At 75.5% G+C, this 20,049-nt stretch carries 17 protein-coding genes; 4 read left to right on the forward strand and 13 right to left on the reverse strand.

The annotated features are described in order from the left end of the window. The first annotated feature begins 6 nt into the window (after positions 1 to 6). A complete protein-coding gene (locus ACRYMY_RS09145; RefSeq protein ID WP_432546950.1) occupies positions 7 to 1,185 on the forward strand; it encodes a cation:proton antiporter in 1,179 nt (392 codons plus the stop codon). Between the two features lie 28 nt (positions 1,186 to 1,213). On the opposite strand, the gene otsB is transcribed toward ACRYMY_RS09145, so the two are convergent. Beyond that, positions 1,214 to 2,008 carry a trehalose-phosphatase gene (gene otsB / locus ACRYMY_RS09150; protein WP_432546951.1) on the reverse strand — a complete coding sequence of 265 codons (795 nt, stop codon included), beginning with the start codon at positions 2,006 to 2,008 and terminating at the stop codon, positions 1,214 to 1,216. Further along, positions 2,005 to 3,465, reverse strand: coding sequence for an alpha,alpha-trehalose-phosphate synthase (UDP-forming) (locus ACRYMY_RS09155; protein ID WP_432546952.1), 1,461 nt, complete (start codon positions 3,463 to 3,465; stop codon positions 2,005 to 2,007). Before ACRYMY_RS09155 ends, otsB begins: the two co-directional genes overlap by 4 nt. A 153-nt stretch (positions 3,466 to 3,618) precedes the next feature. Between ACRYMY_RS09155 and ACRYMY_RS09160 the strand changes: the two genes are divergently transcribed. Both ACRYMY_RS09160 and ACRYMY_RS09165 read left to right on the forward strand, forming a co-directional pair. Beyond that, on the forward strand, positions 3,619 to 5,622 hold the full coding sequence (locus ACRYMY_RS09160; protein WP_432546953.1) for a serine/threonine-protein kinase: 2,004 nt from the start codon (positions 3,619 to 3,621) through the stop codon (positions 5,620 to 5,622). Between the two features lie 151 nt (positions 5,623 to 5,773). Continuing rightward, positions 5,774 to 6,868 carry an acyl-CoA desaturase gene (locus ACRYMY_RS09165; protein WP_432546954.1) on the forward strand — a complete coding sequence of 365 codons (1,095 nt, stop codon included), beginning with the start codon at positions 5,774 to 5,776 and terminating at the stop codon, positions 6,866 to 6,868. A 116-nt stretch (positions 6,869 to 6,984) separates the two neighbouring features. On the opposite strand, the gene ACRYMY_RS09170 is transcribed toward ACRYMY_RS09165, so the two are convergent. From ACRYMY_RS09170 to ACRYMY_RS09180, 3 genes are read right to left on the reverse strand one after another with little or no spacing between them, the layout of a single operon-like run. Beyond that, entirely contained in the window at positions 6,985 to 7,746 is a 762-nt protein-coding gene (locus ACRYMY_RS09170; RefSeq protein WP_432546955.1) for a GAF and ANTAR domain-containing protein, read from the reverse strand. After that, positions 7,743 to 8,507, reverse strand: a complete 765-nt coding sequence (locus ACRYMY_RS09175; RefSeq protein WP_432546956.1) for a GAF and ANTAR domain-containing protein — start codon at positions 8,505 to 8,507, stop codon at positions 7,743 to 7,745. Before ACRYMY_RS09175 ends, ACRYMY_RS09170 begins: the two co-directional genes overlap by 4 nt. A 36-nt stretch (positions 8,508 to 8,543) precedes the next feature. Next, positions 8,544 to 9,302 carry a GAF and ANTAR domain-containing protein gene (locus tag ACRYMY_RS09180; protein ID WP_432546957.1) on the reverse strand — a complete coding sequence of 253 codons (759 nt, stop codon included), beginning with the start codon at positions 9,300 to 9,302 and terminating at the stop codon, positions 8,544 to 8,546. Between the two features lie 305 nt (positions 9,303 to 9,607). Here ACRYMY_RS09180 and ACRYMY_RS09185 point away from each other — a divergent pair, with 305 nt between their 5' ends. After that, positions 9,608 to 10,147 (forward strand): hypothetical protein, encoded by a 540-nt coding sequence (locus ACRYMY_RS09185; RefSeq protein WP_432546958.1) that lies wholly within the window; start codon positions 9,608 to 9,610, stop codon positions 10,145 to 10,147. Between the two features lie 82 nt (positions 10,148 to 10,229). On the opposite strand, the gene ACRYMY_RS09190 is transcribed toward ACRYMY_RS09185, so the two are convergent. From ACRYMY_RS09190 to ACRYMY_RS09225, 8 genes are all read right to left on the reverse strand, one after another. Further along, entirely contained in the window at positions 10,230 to 11,294 is a 1,065-nt protein-coding gene (locus ACRYMY_RS09190) for a lactonase family protein (protein WP_432546959.1), read from the reverse strand. Beyond that, positions 11,261 to 12,379 carry a Gfo/Idh/MocA family protein gene (locus ACRYMY_RS09195; protein ID WP_432546960.1) on the reverse strand — a complete coding sequence of 373 codons (1,119 nt, stop codon included), beginning with the start codon at positions 12,377 to 12,379 and terminating at the stop codon, positions 11,261 to 11,263. Before ACRYMY_RS09195 ends, ACRYMY_RS09190 begins: the two co-directional genes overlap by 34 nt. A 52-nt stretch (positions 12,380 to 12,431) precedes the next feature. Further along, on the reverse strand, positions 12,432 to 13,763 hold the full coding sequence (locus ACRYMY_RS09200) for an ABC transporter substrate-binding protein (protein ID WP_432546961.1): 1,332 nt from the start codon (positions 13,761 to 13,763) through the stop codon (positions 12,432 to 12,434). A gap of 50 nt (positions 13,764 to 13,813) precedes the next feature. After that, positions 13,814 to 15,151, reverse strand: coding sequence for an ABC transporter substrate-binding protein (locus ACRYMY_RS09205; RefSeq protein WP_432546962.1), 1,338 nt, complete (start codon positions 15,149 to 15,151; stop codon positions 13,814 to 13,816). Positions 15,152 to 15,203: 52 nt separating this feature from the next. Then, positions 15,204 to 16,541 (reverse strand): ABC transporter substrate-binding protein, encoded by a 1,338-nt coding sequence (locus ACRYMY_RS09210; RefSeq protein ID WP_432546963.1) that lies wholly within the window; start codon positions 16,539 to 16,541, stop codon positions 15,204 to 15,206. 62 nt (positions 16,542 to 16,603) lie between these two features. Beyond that, positions 16,604 to 17,923, reverse strand: a complete 1,320-nt coding sequence (locus tag ACRYMY_RS09215) for an ABC transporter substrate-binding protein (protein ID WP_432546964.1) — start codon at positions 17,921 to 17,923, stop codon at positions 16,604 to 16,606. A gap of 89 nt (positions 17,924 to 18,012) precedes the next feature. After that, positions 18,013 to 18,951 carry a carbohydrate ABC transporter permease gene (locus ACRYMY_RS09220; protein ID WP_432546965.1) on the reverse strand — a complete coding sequence of 313 codons (939 nt, stop codon included), beginning with the start codon at positions 18,949 to 18,951 and terminating at the stop codon, positions 18,013 to 18,015. Further along, positions 18,941 to 19,861, reverse strand: a complete 921-nt coding sequence (locus ACRYMY_RS09225; protein ID WP_432546966.1) for a carbohydrate ABC transporter permease — start codon at positions 19,859 to 19,861, stop codon at positions 18,941 to 18,943. Before ACRYMY_RS09225 ends, ACRYMY_RS09220 begins: the two co-directional genes overlap by 11 nt. Positions 19,862 to 20,049 lie beyond the last annotated feature (188 nt).

Genomic DNA, 20,049 nt, shown 5'->3' on the forward strand with positions numbered 1-20,049 from the left:
CCGGGCGTGCACACGGCGGCGCTGCTCGTCGAGCTCGGGGCGGTGATCCTCGGGCTCGGGCTCCTGGGGCGGGTCGCCGGGCGGGTGGGCGTCTCGCCCGTGCCGCTGTACCTGCTGGCCGGCCTGGCGTTCGGCGTCGGCGGGATCTTCCCGCTGGAGGCGCCCGAGGAGTTCCTGGACGCGGCCGCGGAGGTCGGCGTCGTCATGCTCCTGCTGCTGCTGGGGCTGGAGTACACCGCCGGCGACCTGCTGGGGAACCTGCGCCGGCAGGCGCCCGTCGGCCTGCTGGACCTCCTGCTCAACGGCCTGCCCGGCGCGGCGTTCGCCCTGCTGCTCGGCTTCGGCCCCGTCGGCGCGCTGGCCATGTTCGGCGTCACCGCCATCAGCTCCTCGGGGATCGTCGCCAAGGTCCTGTCCGACCTCGGCCGGCTGGGGAACCGGGAGACCCCGAGCGTGCTGGGGGTCCTCGTGCTGGAGGACCTGCAGATGGCCGTCTACCTGCCGGTGCTGACGGCCGTCCTGGCCGCCTCCAGCGCCTGGCAGGCCACCCGCTCGGTCCTCGTCGCCCTGGCGTGCCTGGTCGCCGCGTTCGTCGTCGCGCTGCGCTGGGGCTCGACCGTGTCGCGGTTCGTCTCCGGCGGGTCCAGCGAGGTGACGCTGCTGCGGGTCCTCGGCCTGGCCCTGCTCGTCGCCGGGGTCGCCGAGGCGCTGCACGTCTCGGCGGCCGTGGGGGCGTTCCTGCTGGGCATCAGCCTGTCCGACGACCTCGACGAGGACGCCCGCCGCTCCCTGGAACCGCTGCGGGACCTGTTCGCGGCCGTCTTCTTCGTCTCCTTCGGCCTGACGACGGACCCGGCGGCGCTGCCGCCCGTGCTGGTGCCGGCGGTCGCCCTCGTGGTCGTCGGGATCGCCACCAAGCTCGTCACCGGGTGGGTCGCCGCGGCGCGCGCCGGGGTGGCGGTGCCCGGGCGCGTGCGGGCGGGCGCGGCGCTGGTGCCGCGCGGGGAGTTCTCCATCGTCATCGCCGGGCTGGCCACCGCGGGCGGGGTGGACCCGCGGCTGGGCGCCCTGGCCGCCGCCTACGTCCTGCTGCTGGCGGTCCTGGGCCCGCTGCTGGCGCGCTGGGCCGACCCCGTCGGGCGGTCCTGGGCGCGGCGCCGGCGGGCCGCCGCCGCGCGGGCCTGACGGACCGCCCTCCCGGCCCCCCGGGGGGTCAGCCGCGCAGGTCGGCCAGCGCCGCGAGCAGCGCCGCGACGGCGTGCGGGTCGGCCACCCGCGCGCGGGCGGCCGTCTGGCCCTCGCCCACCTTCACGCCGAGGTCCCCGGCCGCCGGGTCCAGCACCGCGAAGGCGTCCTCGTCGGTGACGTCGTCGCCGGCGAAGAAGACCGCCTCGACGGGCGCGCCGTCGCCGGACAGGCGCTCGCGCAGCCGCCGCAGCCCGCCGCCCTTGCCCAGCGGCACCGCGCCGATCTCGACGACCTCCTTGCCGCGCAGCGCGTGCGCGCCCGGCAGGGCCGCCGGCCCGGCCAGCGCCGCCTCCGCCGCCTCCTGCGCGACGGGGCGCTCGGCGGTGCGGGTGTGCAGGACCACCGACATCGGCTTGCGCTCCACCCGCACCCCCGGGTGCGTCGCCGCGATCGACTCGACCCGGTCGACCAGGCGCTCCAGCAGGGCCGCCTCCTGCGGCGACAGGGCCGCCGCGCCGCCCTCCAGGGAGCTCTGCGTGCCGTGCCCGCCCACGAGCACCACCCCGGCGGGCGGCTGCGCGCGCGCGGCCAGGTCGTCGATGTCGCGGCCGGAGACGAGGGCGACGTCGGTGCGGCCGGGGTCCACGAGGCGCCGCAGCGCCTCGGCGGCCTCCGGGGTCGCGCGCGCCGCGTCCGGGTCGTCGACGATCGGGGCGAGCACGCCGTCGAAGTCGAGCGCGACGAGCACCCGCCCGCGCGCCGCGAAGGCCTCCAGGCCGGGGACCGCCACGGGGGCGCTCACGCCGCTCACGTCGCTCACTCCGTCGCCTCCTCCGCGCTGCGCGCGATCTCCGCGGCCTTGGCCGTCCGGTCGCCGGGCACGTGCTCGGCCAGCGCGTCGAGGAACGAGGCCGCCCACCGCTGCACGTCGTGGTCGGCCACCCGCCGGCGCAGCGAGCGCATCCGCCGGCCCGCCTCGCGCGGCGACATCCGCAGCGCCTTGACGATCGTGTCCTTGAGCCCGGTGATGTCGTGCGGGTTCACCATGAGCGCCTGCCCGAGCTCGTCGGCCGCGCCCGTGAACTCCGAGAGCACCAGCACCCCGCGCTCGTCGTGGCGGGAGGCCACGTACTCCTTGGCGACGAGGTTCATCCCGTCGCGCAGCGCCGTGACGAGCATGACGTCGGCGGCCAGGAACAGCGCCGCCATCTCCTCGCGGCCGTAGGAGTGGTGCAGGTAGTGCACCGCCGTGTTCGCGATCGTGCCGTGCGTGCCGTTGATGCGCCCGACGGTGACCTCGACGTCCTGGCGCAACTGCTGGTACTGCTCCACGCGCTCCCGGCTGGGGGTCGCCACCTGCACCAGCGAGGCCTCGGCGACGTCGATGCGCCGGTCGTCCAGCAGCTCCTCGAACGCCTTGAGCCGGTGCAGGATCCCCTTGGTGTAGTCGAGCCGGTCCACGCCCAGCAGCACGTGCTCGGGGTTGCCCAGGTCGCGGCGGATCTCCGCCGCGCGGGCCCGCACGTCCTCGCGCTGGGCCAGCTCGTCGAGGGCGGCGAAGTCGATGGAGATGGGGAAGGACGCCGCCCGCACCTCCCGGCCGCCCTCGGCGTCCAGCCGCACCCGGCCCGCGCGCGCCGGCAGGTTGCTGGTGCGCCGGCAGGCGCGGGCGAAGTTCCCGGCGTCGGCGGCGCGCTGGAACCCGACGAGGTCGGCGCCCAGCAGGCCCTCCACGATCGCCTTGCGCCACGGCAGCTGCGCGAAGATCTCGAACGGCGGGAACGGGATGTGGTTGAAGAAGCCGATCGCCAGGTCGGGGCGCAGGCGCCGCAGCATCCGCGGCACGAGCTGCAGCTGGTAGTCCTGCACCCACACCGTCGCGCCCTCGGAGGCCTGGTCGGCGGCCGCCTGCGCGAACCGCTCGTTGACCCGCACGTACGCCTCCCACCAGCTGCGGTGGTAGCCGGGCGCGACGATCACGTCGTGGTACAGCGGCCACAGCGTGCCGTTGGAGAAGCCCTCGTAGTAGTCCTCGACCTCCTGCTCGGACAGGCCGATCGGCACGCAGCGCACGCCCTCCGCGTCGAAGGGCTCCGGGGCGTCGCCGGGGGTGCCCGCCCAGCCCACCCAGGCGCCGTCCTCGCGCTGCATCACCGGTTCCAGGGCGGTCACCAGGCCGCCGGGGCTGCGCCGCCAGGACGTCGAGCCGTCCGGTTCCTCCACGCGGTCCACGGGGAGGCGGTTGGCCACCACCACCAGGTCGTAGTCGCCGGCCATCGGGGAGTCCTCCTCGGGGTAGCTCGCCGGCGACCCTACCGGGCGTGCCCACCGCCCACCCCTCGTGAGGGCCGCCGCGGGCCGCGCGCCCACCGCCGGGCCGGGGCGCCGAGCGCCGGGGCGCCGGCGGCCCGCTGCCGTACCGTGGTGGTCGTGGTCACCCCCTACCCGCGGTCGCCGGACACCGCGCCCACGCGCGCGGTCCCGCGGGACGGCGCCGCGCCCGGCGGGGACGGCCACCCGCAGGAGGGGACCGCCGGCTGGGGCGCCCGCGCCGCCGGCCACCCGCTCGAGCCGGGCTCGCGGCTGGGCGCCTACCGCCTCGACCACGTCGTGGGCGAGGGCGGCATGGGCGTGGTGTGGCTGGCCCTGGACGCCGAGCACCGCGCCGTCGCGCTGAAGGTGCTGCGCCCGCACATCGCCGCCGACCCCTCGGCCCGCCGCCGCCTGGCGCGCGAGGTCGCCACCCTGGAGCGGGTCCGCTCCCCGCGCGTGGCCGAGGTCCTCACCGCCGACGTCGACGGCCCCTTCCCGCACCTGGTCACCCGGTACGTGCCCGGCAAGCCGCTGGACGCCGTCGTGGAGGCCCGCGGGCCGCTGCGCGGGACGGCGCTGCGCGACCTCGGGCACGGGCTGGCGGAGGCGCTGCGCGCCATCCACGCCGCCGGCGTCGTCCACCGCGACCTCAAGCCCGGCAACGTCCTGCTGCTGGACGGCCTGCCCGTCGTCATCGACTTCGGCATCGCGCACGTCGCCGACGACGTGCGCCTGACCTCCACCGGCCTGGTGATGGGCACCCCCGGCTACCTGTCCCCGGAGGTCGTCGCGGGCGGTCTCGTCTCGCCCGCCACCGACTGGTGGGGCTGGGCGGCGACCGTCGCGTACGCGGCCAGCGGGCGCCCGCCCTTCGGCCGCGGGCCGATGGAGGTGGTGCTGGACCGCGTGCGCCGCGCCGACGTGGACCTGACCGGGGTGCCCGCCCACCTGCGCGACGCCGTGGGCTCGGCGCTCGCGGTCAACCCGGCCCACCGTCCGGCCCCCGACGACCTGCTTGCGGCGCTGGACGGCGCCACCAGCGGGGCGGGCGGGGCGAGCGCGGCCGGTGCCCGCCCGGCGGGGCCGCCCACCGTGGTCGTCGACCCCGCCCCGGTGCCGCCGCCGTTCCCCGAGGCGCGCCCCGAGCCCCCGCGCTCGCGCTTCCACTCGATCATCGGGGACCCGGGGGAGGCGGCGACGCAGCAGCACCCGGTCGTCCCGCCCGCTCACGCGGCCGGCCACGCCACCGACCACGCCACCGACCACGCCGCCGACCACGCCGCCGACCACACCGCCGTGCTGCCGCCCGTGCGCGGTACGGGGCCCACCCGCGCCGTCCCGGGCCCGGCACCGGCCCCGCCGGGCCGGTGGGGGCAGCGCCCGCAGCCGGCGCAGCAGGCTCGACAGGCACCACCCGGCTGGATCCCGCGGGTGCCGGGGCCGGACCCCGCCCGCGCCCCCGCCCCGCACGGCCCGCCGACCGGGCCGGCCGCGCACGTGCCGCCCGGCGTCCCCGCCCGGCCCGCCGGGCCGCCGCTGGGCACGAACGGCCAGCCGGCCCGCCCGCAGCGCACGTGGACCCTCCTCGTCGGGCTGCTGGCCCTGCTGGGCGTCGTCGCCGTGGCCCCCACGGCCGGGGCGATCACGGCGTTCGCGCTCGGCACGCTCGCCCGCACGGTCGACCGGGCCGCGGCCCGGTTGTTCCGCCGTCGCTGGGAGGCCGGTCCGCGCGCCAGCGACGCCTGGGCGGTGGGGCTGAGCTCGCCGTGGCTGGTGCTGCGCGCGGCGCTGTCGACGGCGCTGGCCTCGGTCGTCCCGCTGCTCGTGGCCGTCAGCGTCGCCTTCATCGGCGGCACCGTCTCCGCCAGCGCCCCGGACCAGCCACTGCTGCTGGCCCTCGGCGGCCTCGCCGGCCTGCTGACGGCCTGGTGGGGGCCGGGCAGCCGCTCCCTGCAGCGGGGGGCCCGGGCGGCGGTGCGCGGGACGCTGCGCGGTGAGCGGGAGACCGCTGCGGCGCTGGCCGTCCTGGGTCTCGTCGCGGTCGCCGCGCTGGTGACCGCGCTGGGCGGCGCCGGCCCGGACTGGTGGCCGCTGGCGCGCTCGCCCTTCGACCGGTCCTGAGCGCACGACCCGCGGCGGCCGGGCTCGGCCCGGACCGCGGATCCCCTCCCCGCTTGCGGGCACCGTCCGCGCGTGGTCCTGTGGGGCTGACGGAGATGTGTTGCCCCGGACCCGGTGGCGCGTCGCAGACCGATGCGTTCCTGGAGGACCCGTGACCACCTCAGCAGCCGCCGCGGGCGGCACCACCACCACGGCACCGGCCCGACCGGCCCGCCGCGCGGTCGCCGCCTACGTGGCCCTCTCGCAGCAGGTCCGCGCGAGCGGCCTGCTCGAGCGCCGCCGGGCCTACTACGCCGTGCGGATGGCCCTCACGGGCACCGCTCTGGCGCTCGTGGTCGCGGGCCTGGTCCTCGTCGGGGACTCGTGGTGGGCGCTGACCCTCGCGCCGGCCCTCGCGCTGGTGACCACCCAGGTCGCCTTCCTCGGCCACGACGCCGCGCACCGGCAGGTCTTCGCGTCCGACCGCGCCAACGACGTGACCTCCCGCGTCCTGGCCTCGCTCGTCGCCGGCCTCAGCATCGGCTGGTGGCGCGGCAAGCACGACGCCCACCACGCCAAGCCGAACCAGGTGGGTGCCGACACCGACATCGAGTCGAAGGTGCTCGCCTTCCACGAGGCCGCGGCGCGCAAGCCGTCGCGCCTGCACACCTGGCTGCTGCGCCACCAGGGCTTCTGGTTCTTCCCGCTGCTGCTGCTGGAGGGCTTCAACCTGCACGTCGACAGCTGGACCGCCGTGCTGCGCCGCCGCGGTCCGCGCGGCCGCGGGGCCGACCTGGCGCTCATCGTCGCGCACTGGGTGCTGCTCGCCGGCCTGCTGCTGGTCGTCCTGTCGCCCGGTAAGGCCCTGGCCTTCGTCGCCGTCGCCCTCGCCTGCTTCGGGGTCTTCCTCGGCGGCGCGTTCGCCCCGAACCACACCGGCATGCCGGTCGCGGAGCGCGGGACGCGCATGGACTTCCTGCACCGCCAGGTGCTGGCCTCGCGCAACGTCCGCGGCGGCTGGTGGGTCGACTTCGCGATGGGTGGCCTGAACCGCCAGGTGGAGCACCACCTGTTCCCGAGCATGCCGCGGCCCAACCTCAAGCGGGTGCAGCCCGTCGTGCGCGCCTTCTGCGCCGAGCACGGCATCGCCTACACCGAGACGTCCTTCCCGGGCGCCTACCTCGCGGTCGTGCGGTACCTCAACGACGTCGGCCTCGGCGCGCGCCGGGCGCGGAACTGCCCGCTGGCCGCCCAGTTCCGCGGCTGACCCCCCGTCGTCGTCGGCTCGGTCGTCGGCCCGCGCCGCGCGCGGGCGACGACGGTGTCCGTGGAGGGGACCGGGACGGCGCAGGAGCTGCGCGTGGTCGAGGACCCGGGCGCGGCTCAGCCGCCGGCCCGCTCCTGCCCGCGCGCCGGCGCCGGGGGCAGGGCGCCGACGGGCAGCCGCAGGTGCACGACCTCCCGCGCGACGTCGCTGAGCCGCGCACCCGTCGCCCCGGCGTGGGCGCTGAGGCGGGCGGAGGCGTCCTCGACGGTCGTGCCGGCGGCGTGCGCCACCACGCCCTTGGCCTGCTCGACGAGGACGCGCGCGTTGAGCGCGGCCTGCAGGTGGACGGTGACCGTCGCCGGGTCGGCCTTCGCGTCGTCCTGCACGAGCGCGACGCTGGCCACGTCCGCGAGGGCCTGGCCCAGGCGCAGGTCCGCGGGTTCCAGGGGGCCGGGGCGGGTGCCGAACAGGCCGAGCGCCCCCAGCGTCCAGGTGCGCAACCGCATGGGCAGCGCGTGGACCGACACCACGCCGGTCTCGGCGGCCGCCGCCGCGAAGACCGGCCAGCGCCCGGCCTCCTCGCGCAGGTCGGGGACGTGGACGGGGCGGCCGCTCGTCCAGCAGTCGCGGCAGGGACCCTCGCGCCGCTGGACCTGCAGCACCTCCAGGTCCCGGGCCCGCTGGGAGGAGGCGGCCATGACGTGCAGGGCGCCGCGCTCGTCGCCGAGCAGCAACCCCGCCGACCCCACGTCCAGCAGGCGGGCGCAGTCGGCCGTGAGGCGCGTGACGAGGTCGACGACGTCCGCGCCCAGCGCGAGGCTGGTGGCCAGCGCCACGAACGACTCGGTGACGGCGTCCTCCCGCTCCTCGCCCCTCACGACGTCCCACCCGGCCCGGTGCCCGGCGCGCCCTGCGCGTCCCACGACCCGTCCGGCCGGGCGGCGAGCCGCCCGTCGAGCAGCTCCCACGCCACCTCGCTGGCCGTCTGCGCGGTGGTGAAGGCGCGGGCGCGCAGGCGGACCAGCGCCTCGGTGGGACCGACGCCGAGCTGGGCGATCAGCACTCCCGTCGCCTGGTAGATCTCCACCCGCTCCAGGCCGTCCAGCTCGTTCCAGGGGTCGACCTGCGCGTGCTCCTCGATGCCCGTGGCCGAGCGGTCCGCGAGCTCCCCGACGAGGTCGAGGACGGGCAGCGCCGCGAGGTGCGCCGCCAGCAGCGCGCCGTGCAGGGCACCGGCGTCCAGGGGGCCGGCCTCGTGCCGGAACATGTCCAGCGCGCCGACGTGGTCGCTGGCGAGGACCACCGGGAGCGCGAACACCGCTCGCACCCCGGCCTCCAGGACCGCGCCCGTGAAGGCGGGCCAGCGGTCCTCCTCCGCGGCGAGGTCGCCGACGAGGACGGGCTGCCGCTGGGCCACGGCGTCCAGGCACGGGCCTTCCCCGTACACGAACTGCAGGGCGTCCAGGCGCCGGCTGAGCGGGCCGCTGGACCCGAACGTGCCGCGGGTGCTGCCCCGGTGGACGAGGGAGATGGCCGCGCCGTCGACCTCCAGGAGGTCCACGCACGCCACGCACAGCCGGTCGGCGGCCGCCAGACCGCCCCCCGCCTCCGCGACCGCGGCACCCAGCCCGGCCTGCACGCGCTCAGCGGACGCCACGAGGACCGCCGGCCCGCGTCAAGACCCGTCCCGGCGCGCCGCGGGGGTCGGCGTCGTGCGCAACTCCCGGCCGTGGAGACGCCCGGCGACGACGTCCCCGGCCAGCGCGGACAGCGGGACGTGGTGGTTGCGCGCGTGGGTCCGCAGCAGCGCGAACGCCTCCCGCACACCCGTGCCGCGCTGCGTGGCCACGATGCCCTTGGCCTGCTCCACGAGGACCCGCGAGTCCAGCGCCGTCTGCAGCTGCCGCGTGACCCGCTGCGCGTCGCCCACGGCGCGCGCCTGCAGCAGGGCGATGGAGGTGACGTCGGCCAGGCCCTGGGCGACGGCCACGTCGGCGTCGCCGGGGGCGTGCGGGCGCTCGGTGAACAGCCCGAGCGTCCCCAGCGACTGCTCCCGCAGCCGCAGGGGCAGCGCCGCCACCCCGTGGAAGCCGTGCGCGTGCATGGCGCCGGCGAAGGCGGGCCAGCGCCGCCGCTGCTCCTCGTCGGTGCCGGCCCGCACCACCGCGCCGGTGGCGCAGCTCTCCACGCAGGGACCGCCTCCGGTCTGCAGCTGGAACAGCTCCAGCAGGTGGACCTCCTCGCTGGAGGAGGCGGCCACCTGCAGCCGGCCCTGCGCGTCGGCCAGCAGCAGGCCCACGGCCGAGACGTCCAGCAGCCGCGCGCAGTGCTCGACGAGCCGCTGGAGGAGGTCGTAGGCGTCGTAGCCGGCGGCGAGGCTGTCGGCCAGGTCGACGAAGGCGTGCGCGACCCCCACTCGTGCGTCGACGTCCACGACGGTGCCCTCCCACCCGGCCGGGGCCACCGGCGGACGCCGGTGGGGGACACCCTGCCACTCCCGGGGTTCCAGGTCGCGGGAGCCCGCCACCCGTGGTCTGCTGTAGCCACGGCCTGGAACAGACGGGCCGTTCCGAGCAGGCCGCGGCGCGAGACGCGTCCCACCCCGTGGACGAAGTCCGCCCCGGCTGCCACCTCCTGGACCCGAGGTTCGACGGCACCCGCGCTGCGCGCGGCTGCGTGCCGTCGTCACTGCACCACCCGTCGTCACGACGGGTACCACCGAGCGTGAGGAACGCACACATGAGCACCCCTGACCAGCACGCCACCGCCGGCTCCTCCGGCCGCACCGCAGCCACCGACCGCACCGCCGGCCGCGCCACCGTGGACGACCGCCGCGCCTCCGGCGCCGGCCTGGGCGTCGCTGCGCTGGGCATCGTCGTCTTCAACGTGGCGCCCCTGATGACCTGGATCCGCTTCGAGGGCTCCGACGCGGGGCGCGTCGGCTACGAGACCGACTCCCTCGTCCCCTTCATCGCCTACCTGGGCCTCGGCCTGCTCCTGGCGATGCTCTACGCCCGCGGCCGCGCCCGCCGCGGCCAGCACCGCGGCCTGACCCTGGTGTCGATGGCCGTCGGCCTGGCCGCCACGATCCAGTGCATCGCCTTCGCCCTGAACCCGATGGGCGGGCTGGAGCGCGGTGACGCCATCGAGCCGGCCATCGGCGTCTTCGTCGGCATCGTCGGTGCCGCTCTCTGGGCGATCGGCTCCGGCCTGCTCGCCAAGGAGGTCGAGGGCGACGACGAGCGTCCCGAGACCGTCGAGCTGCCGCGCGGTCACTGACCCGCACGACCCGGCCCCGACGCGCGCGACCCCCGGCCAGGCCGGGGGCGCGCGCGTCGCGCTGTCCGGGGCCGTCCGGGCGTCAGGGCAGGAGGACGACGCAGACGGGGCTGGGGGTCCGGGCGCGCACGCGCGCCGCACCCAGCCGGCCCGCCCCGTCGACGTCGACCTCGACGACGTCGTGACCGCGCTCGTGCGCGACGAGCAGGGTGTCCCCGCGCGGACCGGCCGCGGCGAACCGCGGGACCGCACCGCCGCGGCTGACCCGCACGGGCCGCAGGTCGCCGCTGGCGGGGTCCACGGCGAAGGAGGCCACGCTGTCGTGGCCGCGGTTGGTGACGTGCACGCTGCCGCCGCCGCGCGCGACGACGACGGCGGCGGGCGTGTTCCCGGCCGGGTCGGCCCCGGCGGGCAGGGTGGGCAGCACCTGCACGCGCACGGGCACCTCGCCGGAGGTGTCGAGGACCGTCACCGAGCTGGACAGCTCGTCGGCCACGTAGAGCCGCGGCAGCCGCGGGTGGGCGGTGGCGTGGCGGGGACCGGACCCCGGCAGCGACTCGACGACCTGCCGCACCTCCAGCCCGCCGTCGCCGACGCGCAGCAGGAACAGCCGGTCCAGTCCCTTGTCGCACACCCACGCCGTGCTCTCGGACACCGGCAGCACCTGGTGCGGGTGGGAGGAGGCCTGCTCGACGGGGTGCGGCCCCGGCTCGCCGGGCAGCGCCAGGACGTGCTCGGCGTCGCCGAGCGTCCCGTCGGCGCGCACGGGCAGCGCGGAGACCGTGCCGGTGGCGTACTCCGCCGTCAGCAGGTACCCGCCCACGAGGGCCGCGTGCGCGGGGTTGCGGCCCCCGCACGCGGCGGTGCCCAGCCGCTCCAGCAGTCCGGTGCCGGCCTCGACGGCGTAGGTGGTGGCGCTCGTGCCGTCGGCGTGGACCGCGTGCAGGCGGGTGCCGTCGGCGGACGGCACCAACCAGGACGGGTTCGTCTCCGGGACGGTCTGCAGCAGTTCCCACTCCGCGCCCGGGTCGTCGTCGCGCACGCGGTGGACGGTCAGGCCGGTGCCGCTGCCGCCCCGCTGGGGCGTCGTGAGGCTGCCGACGTACGCGGTGCTCAGGCGCCCGCCCCCTCGGGCACGCGCGCCCACGGTGCGCCCGTGCCGTCCATGCGGACGGCGAACGGGTCGTCGGGGCCGATCTCGCCGCGGCGCACGAGGCGCCCGGTGAACGCCGAGCGGTAGATCGCCGCGACGAGCTCCAGGGTGGCGCGCGCGTCGGCGAGGGCGACCGGCGGGGTGGTGCCGGCGTCCAGGGCGTCGTGCACGGCGCGGAACTGCGCCTCGTGGCTGCTGCGCACCCCGCGCGGCTCGCGCGCCCAGGCCTCCTGCGCCGCCTCCTCGTGGCCGGGCGCCGGGGTCACGGTGAAGTCGTCGTCGCCGTAGCCGTACAGGTGGTGCACCTCCACGGAGGCGTGCTCGAGGTCGAAGCGCAGGATCGTCGTCTCGCGCGGGGAGACCACCGAGTTCACCACCGAGGCGAGCGCGCCGCCGGCGAAGCGCACGGTGGCCGCCGAGACCTCCTCCGTCTCCGTGGGCCGCGCGCCGCGCGAGGCCATGGCGCTGACCTCCTCCCACGGGCCGAGGACGGACAGCAGGACGTCCATCTGGTGGATGCCGTGGCCCATGGTCGGCCCGCCGCCCTCGACGTCGAACGTGCCGCGCCACGGCACCTCGAAGTAGGCGTCGGGCCGGTACCACTGGGTCAGGCAGGTGGCCACCAGCGGCCGCCCGAGCGAGCCGTCGGCGACGATCGAGGTCAGCCGCTGCACGCCGGAGCCGAAGCGGTGCTGGGACACGACGGCCACCGAGCCGGTGCTGCGGGCCTCGGCGGCCAGCAGCCGGTCGGTCTCGGCCAGCGACAGCGCGACGGGCTTCTCCACCACGACGTGCGCCCCGGCCGCGAGGGCCTGCTCGGCCACGGGCACGTGCGCCGACGGCGGGGTGCAGATGTGCACGACGTCGACCCGCTCGTCGGCGAGCACCTCGGCGAGGTCGCCCGCCGTGCGCGGCACGTCCCACTCCTGCGCGAACGCCGCGACCCGGCCGGGGTCGACGTCGACGGCGGCGACGATCCGCACGCGGTCCCCGAGGGCCCGCAGCCCGCGGGCGTGCGCGGCGGCGATGCCGCCGGTGCCGACGACGACGACGTGGCGCGGGCTGGTCGGTGCTGGCACGAGTGCTCTCCTCCGGTGGTGCGGGTCTGGGTCGTGCTGGTCGTGCCCGCGGTCAGGCGGACTCGACGGACGCGGTGAGCTCGTCCACGAGGCCCTGCGCCGCGGCTGCCGGTTCCTGCCGGCCGAAGAGGACGTCGGTGCCGTAGCGCAGGACGGTGGCCTGCACGGCGCTGGCGCCCTTGGGCGCGCTCGTCGGCATGGGGCCGACGACGTCGCGCAGGGAGTCGACGTAGCTCACGGCGAGCGCGTCGGTCTCGGACAGCTTCGGGACGATCCGCTCGCGGATCTCGGGGTTGGCGGGGATGCCGCGCTCGGTGAGCATGATGTCCCCGGCGGTCGTGGAGTTCTCCAGGTAGTCGACGAACCGGGCGGCGGCCTCGGGGTAGCGGGTCCGGGAGGAGATCGACCAGTACATGGCGGCCTTGTAGAACAGGCCGCTGTCCCCGCCGGCGTTCTGGCGCGGCGGGCGCAGCAGGGCCAGCGGTGACCCGTGGGCGTTGGTGAACGCGGTGACCTGCGTCGCCCAGATGCCCTGCATCCCGATGGTGCCGGTGGCCATGCCGGACTGGTCCAGGCCGAGGGTCTGGCTCTCCACCGCGAGCGAGGCGGGGGTCGCGGCCCCGCTCTCGATGGTGCGCAGGTGGTACTCCCACCAGGAGGCGACGACCTCCGGGTCGAGGGTCACCGTGCCGGAGCTGTCGTAGAAGTCGTTGCCCAGCTGCTGGCCCCACAGCGCCAGCCCCGGCTCGTCCAGGCCCCCGGCGGACAGGCCGTAGGTGCCGGGCGGTCCGGCCTGGGTGATGGCCGCCCCGAGGCGCTCGTAGTCGTCCCACGTCCACGCCAGGTCGTCGGGCAGCTCCTGCCCCGCGGCGGCGATCAGCTCGGGGTTGGCGATGACCGCGTGCGGGACGATCCCGTTGACCAGGCCGAACAGCCCCTCGTCGGTCTGGCCGGTGGCCAGGTCCTGGGGGTCGATGAGGCTGGTGTCGATGCCGTCGACCTGCGACAGGTCCAGCAGGGCGCCGCGGTCGGCGTAGGAGCGCAGCTGGATGACGTCCATCTGGATGACGTCGGGGGCGTCGTTGGCGGCGACGGTGGTGGCCAGCTTGTCCCAGTACCCGGACCACTCGGTGTACTCGCCCTTGACGCGGATGTCGGGGTTCTCGGCGTTGAAGGCGTCGATGACCTCCTGCGTCGCCCGGTGCCGGGTGTCCGAGCCCCACCAGGTGAAGCGCAGCTCCGCCGGGCCGGAGGAACCGCCGGACCCGCCCGACCCGCAGGCGGTCAGCGCCGCGGCCCCCGCGGCGGCGGCGCCCAGGCCGACCGCCCGCCGGGAGGGGTGCCTCGTGCCGCTCGTGCCGCTCGTGCCGCTCGTGCCGCTCATCCGCTCGTCCCCGTCCACTCGTCCGGCTCCGTCCGTCCTGCCCGGCGCGCTCACGCCGAGGCCACGTTGTTCGTGAGCTCCTGCACCATCGCGTCGGCGGCCGCGCGCGGTTCCTGGTTGCCGAAGAGGACCTCGGAGCCGTAGCGGGTGACCAGGTCCTGCACGGTGCTGGCGCCCGGCGGGGCGGCCGGCGGCGCCGGGGAGGTGGAGCCCTCCAGGGACTCCACGTACTCCACGGACTGCGCGTCCGTGGGCTCCAGCAGCGGGACGACCTGCTCGCGGCGCTCGGGGTCGGCGGGGATGCCGCGCTCGACCAGCAGGATCTCCGCCGCGGTGGGGGAGTTCAGCAGCCAGTCGACGAACGTCGCGGCCGCCTCGGGGTTCCGGCTGCGCGAGGAGATCGACCAGAACATCGACGCCTTGTAGAAGACACCGGGGGTGCCGCCGGGCTCCTGGACCGGCGGGCGCAGCAGCACCATCTCCTGCCCGGCGGCCGAGGACAGCGCCGTGACCTGGTTGGCCCACCACACGGCCATCGCGGCCGTGCCGGTGGCGGTGCCGGACTGGCTGAGGCCGGCGGCCTGGCGCTCGACGGCGAGGCTGGCGCCCGCGGCGGCGCCGGACGCGACGGCGTCGAGGTTGTACTCCCACCAGGAGGCGACGTGCTCCGGGTCGAGGGTGACCTCGCTGCCCTCGTAGAACTGCCCGCCGAGCTGGGAGACCCACAGCTGCAGGCTGGCCTCGTCCAGGCCCATCGTCTGCAGGCCCTGGACGTTCGGCTCGGTGGCCGCGGAGACCTGGTTGGAGATGTCCAGGGCGTCCTGCCACGTCCAGGTCGTGTCGTCGGGCAGCGGGACGCCGGCGGCCTCGAACAGCGCCGGGTTGGCGACGATGACGTGGGAGTTGATGCCGACCGGGACGGCGAACAGGCCCTCCTCGGTGCGGCCGGTGTCCAGCGTGTCCGCGGGGATGCCACCGGTGTCGATGCTGGTGCCCTCCAGGTCGAGCAGGGCGCCGCGGTCGGCGTAGGAGCGCAGCTGCAGGACGTCCATCTGGATGACGTCGGGGGCGTCGTTGGCGGCGACGGTGGTCGCCAGGCGGTCCCAGTACCCCGACCACTCGGTGTACTCGCCCCGGATCGTGGTGTCGGGGTTCTCCTCCATGAACGCCTGGTAGGCCCGCTCGGTGAGGGCGTGGCGGGCGTCGGAGCCCCACCAGGTGAAGCGCAGGTCCCCGCCGCCCCCGCCGGCCGCGGCGCCGCCGGAGTCGCCGCCGCAGGCGGCCAGGCCCGCGACGGCCGCGGTGCCGGCGACACCGGCCCCGAACGCGCGGCGGGTGAGGGGACGGGCGAGGGGGCGGGGCGAGCTCGGCGTCGGCGACGAGGTCACGGTGTCTCCTGGGGTGAGGTTCCGGCGGGGGAGGGGTGGTCGGGAGGGCTCGTCAGGCGGAGTCGATCTGGCCCTGCAGCTCGTCGACGTACGCCTGCGCGGCGGCGGCGGGCTCCTGGCGCTCGAACAGCACGTCGGCGCCGATCCGCGTGAGGATCTCCCCGGAGGAGTTGCCGCCGGCGGGCGGGATGGGCGGCGCCTCCTCGACGACGTCCGCGATCGACTCGACGTAGGCGACGGCGGCCTGGTCGGTCTCGGCGAGGTTCGGGGTGATGCGCTCGCGGATGCGGGCGCTGGCGGGGATGCCGCGCTCGGTGAGCATGAGGTCGGCGGCGGTGTCGGACGTCGCCAGGTAGTTGACGAACCGGACGGCGGCCTCGGGGTTGCGGCTGCGCGCCGACACCGACCAGTACATCGACGCCTTGTAGTACAGGCCGGGGTTCCCGCCGGGGGTCTGGGCGGGCGGGCGCAGCAGGACCAGCCGCTGCCCGGAGGCGTTGGTGAGGGCCGTGAGCTGGGTGGACCACCAGGGGGCGAAGGCGACCGTGTTGGTGGCGGTGCCGGACTGCTCCAGGGACGCCGTGGCGGAGTTGCGCTCGATGGTGAGCGTGACGGGGGTGCCGGCGCCGGACTCGGCGAGCTGCAGCTGGTACTCCCAGAACTCGGCCAGGGTGTCGGGGGACAGGCCGACGTCACCGCTGTCGGTGAACAGGGACTCCCCGCGCTGGCGGGCCCAGTTCTCCATCGGCGGGCCCTGCACGCCCTCGGTCTGGATGCCGTACACGTTCGGCAGGCCCGCCTGCGTGACGGCCTGGCCCGCGGCGGCGTACTCCTCCCACGTCCACGCGGTGTCGTCGGGCAGCGGGACGCCCGCCTGCTCCAGCAGGTCGGCGTTGGTGACGACGGCCAGCGGCACGACGCCCTGCACGATCCCGTACAGCCCGCCCTCGCTCTCGCCGAGCGCGAGGTCGGACTCCTCGATGTCGCCGGTGTCCAGGGACTCCTCCTGCGACAGGTCGAGCAGGGCGCCGCGGTCGGCGTAGGAGCGCAGGTAGGCCGCGTCCATCTGCATGACGTCCGGGGCGTCGTTGGCGGCGACGGTGGTCGCCAGGCGGTCCCAGTAGCCGGACCACTCCGTGAACTCCGGCTCGACGACGACGTCGGGGTTCTCCGCGTTGAACGCGTCGATGATCTCCTGCGTGTACTGGTGGCGGGTGTCGGAGCCCCACCACGTGAAGCGCAGGCGGACGGGGCCGTCCCCGGACCCGCCGCCCTGCCCGCAGGCGGCCAGGCCGGTGGTGGCCGCGGCGCCGAGGGCGCCGAGGCCGACCGCGCGCCGGGACGGGCCGGTGGGGCGCTGCTGCTGGTGCTGCTCTCGTGCGTCGCGCACGGTGTCCTCCCTGTGTCGTCGTCGACCGGTCGGGTGGTGCTCGGGTGCTGCTCGGGCTGGGGTCAGGCGGACTGGACGCTGGCGGTGAGCTCGTCGACGAGCGCCTGCGCCGCGGCGGCGGGCTCCTGGCGGCGGAAGAGGACGTCGGTGCCGTAGCGGCGGACGATCTCCTCGATGCCGGAGGCGCCGGCCGGGGCGGACGGCGGGGTCTCCTCGACGACGCCGGCGACGTCGTCGATGTACTGCACGACCTGGGTGTCGGTCTCGTCCAGCTGGGGCGTGATGTGCTCGCGGACCGCGCTGTTGGCGGGGACGCCGCGCTCGGTGAGCATGAGGTCCGCGACGTCCGTGGAGTTCACCAGGTGGTCGAGGAAGACCGCGCACGCCTCGGGGTGGCGGGTGCGCGCCGAGGCGGACCAGAACATCGACGGCTTGTAGTACAGGCCGGTGGAGCCGGCCGGGTCCTGGCGCGGCGGGCGCAGCAGCGTCAGCGGGTCGCCGCTCAGCTTCGCCAGCGCGGTCAGCTGGGTGTTCCAGAAGGGGGCCATGGCGGTGCGCCCGAGCGCCATGCCGTTCTGGTCCAGCGAGGCGGTGGCCTCCTCGACGGCGAGGGTGACGGGGACGGCCGCGCCGGCGTCCAGGGCGCCGAGCCAGTGCTCCCACCAGTCCACGAGCAGGTCGGTGGGCAGGACGACCTCGCCGTCGGGGGAGTACAGGGCCTCCCCGCGCTGGCGGGCCCACGACTGCAGGGTGATCTCGTCCATGCCGCCGGTGGAGATGCCGTACACGTCGGGCACCCCGGCGCCGGAGACGGCCGCCCCGGCGGCGACGTAGTCGTCCCACGTCCAGGAGGAGTCGTCGGGCAGGGCCTGCCCGGTCTCCTCCAGCAGCCGCGGGTTGGTGATGATCGTGAGGGCGTTCAGGCCGGTGACGAGGCCGAACAGCCCTTCGCCGGTGTCACCGGTGTTCAGCGCCTCGGCGTCGATGCCCGAGGTGTCCAGGTCGCCGAGCGTCGACAGGTCCAGCAGGGCGCCGCGGTCGGCGTAGGAGCGCAGGTAGATGGCGTCCATCTGCATGATGTCGGGCGCGTCGTTGGCGGCGACCGTCGTGGCCAGCCGGTCCCAGTACCCGGACCACTCGGCGAACTCGCCGGTGACCTGGATGTCCGGGTGCTCCTCGTTGAAGGCGTCGATGATCTGCTGCGTGTAGCCGTGCCGGGCGTCCGAGCCCCACCAGGTGAAGCGCAGCTGCGCCGGGCCGTCGCCGGAGCCCGACCCGCCCCCGCACGCCGCGAGGCCCGCGGTGGCGGCGGTCCCGGCGGCGAGACCGCCGAAGGCGCGCCGGCTCACGGAGCGGCGTGCGGGGGAGGGGGTGCTGGGCACGGTGACCGTCTTCCCGCCGGGAGGGCCCGGCTGTCTCGGGTGGTGCGGGTGCTGCGGGACGGGTGGTGCGGACGGGTGGAGGGGCCGGGCTACTTGCCGCCGGTGGTGGCGATGCCCTTGATGAGGAACCGCTGGCCGAAGAGGAAGGCCAGGAAGATCGGCACCAGGGACACCACGCTCATCGCGAACAGCGACCCCCAGGAGCTCTCGGCCGTGGCGTCGATGAAGGAGCGCAGCGCGACCGGGACCGTGTACATGTTCGGGTCGGTCAGGAAGATCAGCTGGCTGAAGAAGTCGTTCCACGTCCAGATGAACGTGAAGATCGCCGTGGTCGCCAGGGCCGGGACCATGAGCGGCAGGATGATCCGGAAGAAGATCCGGAAGTGCCCGCAGCCGTCGATGCGCGCGGCCTCGTCCAGCTCCCGCGGGATGCCGCGGATGAACTGGACCATGAGGAAGACGAAGAACGCGTCCGTGGCGAGGATCTTGGGCACGATCAGCGGCAGGAAGGTGTTCAGCCAGCCCAGCTGGGAGAACAGGATGTACTGCGGGACGATCACGACGTGGATCGGCAGCATGATCGTCATCAGCATGATGGCGAACAGCATCCGCTTGGCCAGGAACTCGATGCGGGCGAAGGCGTAGGCGGCCAGCGAGCAGGACACCAGGTTGCCCAGGATCGAGCCGAGGACGACCGCCGCCGAGTTGAGCATGTAGTGCCCGAACGGCGAGGACAGCGCCGACCAGCCGTTGCTGTAGTTCTGCGGCTGCGGGTCGGCCACCCACAGGCCCGGCGCGGTGAAGATCTGGTCCTGGCTGCGCAGCGACCCGGCGATCATCCACAGCACCGGGTAGAGCATGAGCAGCGCGGCCGCGATGAGCAGCACGTGCTTGAGGACGGAGCGGCCGCGGCCCGGCCAGCGGCCGTCGGGCTTCGTCCCGGCGGCGGCGGGCGTGGTGGGGCTCGCCCCGCCGGACGTCGTGGGGACCCGGGCGGCGCCGGACTGGGTTCCGGTCTCAGTCGTCATAGAACACCCACCACTTGGACGCGTAGAAGTTGATGGCGGTGAAGATGCCGATGATCAGCACCAGCAGCCAGGCCATCGCGGACGCGTAGCCCATGTCGAAGTTGGAGAAACCGCGCTGGTACAGGTACAGCGTGTAGAAGAGCGTGGAGTCGCTGGGCCCGCCGGTGCCGCCGGAGACGACGAAGGCCTGGGTGAACGACTGGAACGCGCCGATGAGCTGCAGGACCAGGTTGAAGAAGATGATCGGGGTGAGCAGCGGCAGCGTGATCGACACGAACTGCCGCCACCTGCTGGCGCCCTCGGTGGAGGCGGCCTCGTAGTACATGCGCGGGATCTGGCGCAGGCCGGCCAGGAAGATGACCATCGGTGCGCCGAAGGTCCACACGTTGAGGATGATGATGGTCGACAGGGCGGTCGAGGGGTCGGAGATCCACCCGCGGCCCTCCAGCCCGACCAGCGCCAGCACCTGGTTCACCAGGCCCTGCGTGCCGAACATCTGCCGCCACAGCACCGCGATGGCGACCGAGGAGCCCAGCAGCGAGGGCAGGTAGAACACCGAGCGGTAGAACGCCAGGCCCCGCATGCCGCGGTCCAGCAGGACCGCCAGCGCCAGCGCCAGCAGCAGCTGCAGCGGCACGGAGATGAACACGTACAGGAACGTGACCTTCAGCGACTGGTGCAGCCGCGGGTCGCCGATCATGCGGGTGAAGTTGTCGAACCCGATCCAGCCCGGGGCCTGGATGAGGTTGTAGTCCGTGAACGCCAGGTACAGCGAGGCGAGCAGCGGCCCGATCGTGATGACGAACAGGCCGAGGAACCAGGGCGCCAGGAACAGGTAGGCGGTCTTCGTCTCGCGGTTCTCCGCCTTGGCCTGCCCCTTGAGCTGGCGCAGTTCGCCGAGCGCGCTCACGGTGTCTCAGCCGTCCTGCGCGTCGCGGCGACGATCGCTGGAACGATCGTCGGGACGAGGTCGTCCATGGCCCCTCCTGGGTCGTCGTCGACCGGTGCGGATAGCGCTTACCGGCGGGACGATAGCAAGCCGTCCAGCTTCGTGGAAGTAGTCCACGGGTCTGGACGCCCGAGAGGCGGGCGGGACGG

The sequence above is a fragment of the Kineococcus haloalkalitolerans genome, assembly GCF_050871905.1.
Classification (GTDB): Bacteria; Actinomycetota; Actinomycetes; order Actinomycetales; family Kineococcaceae; genus Kineococcus.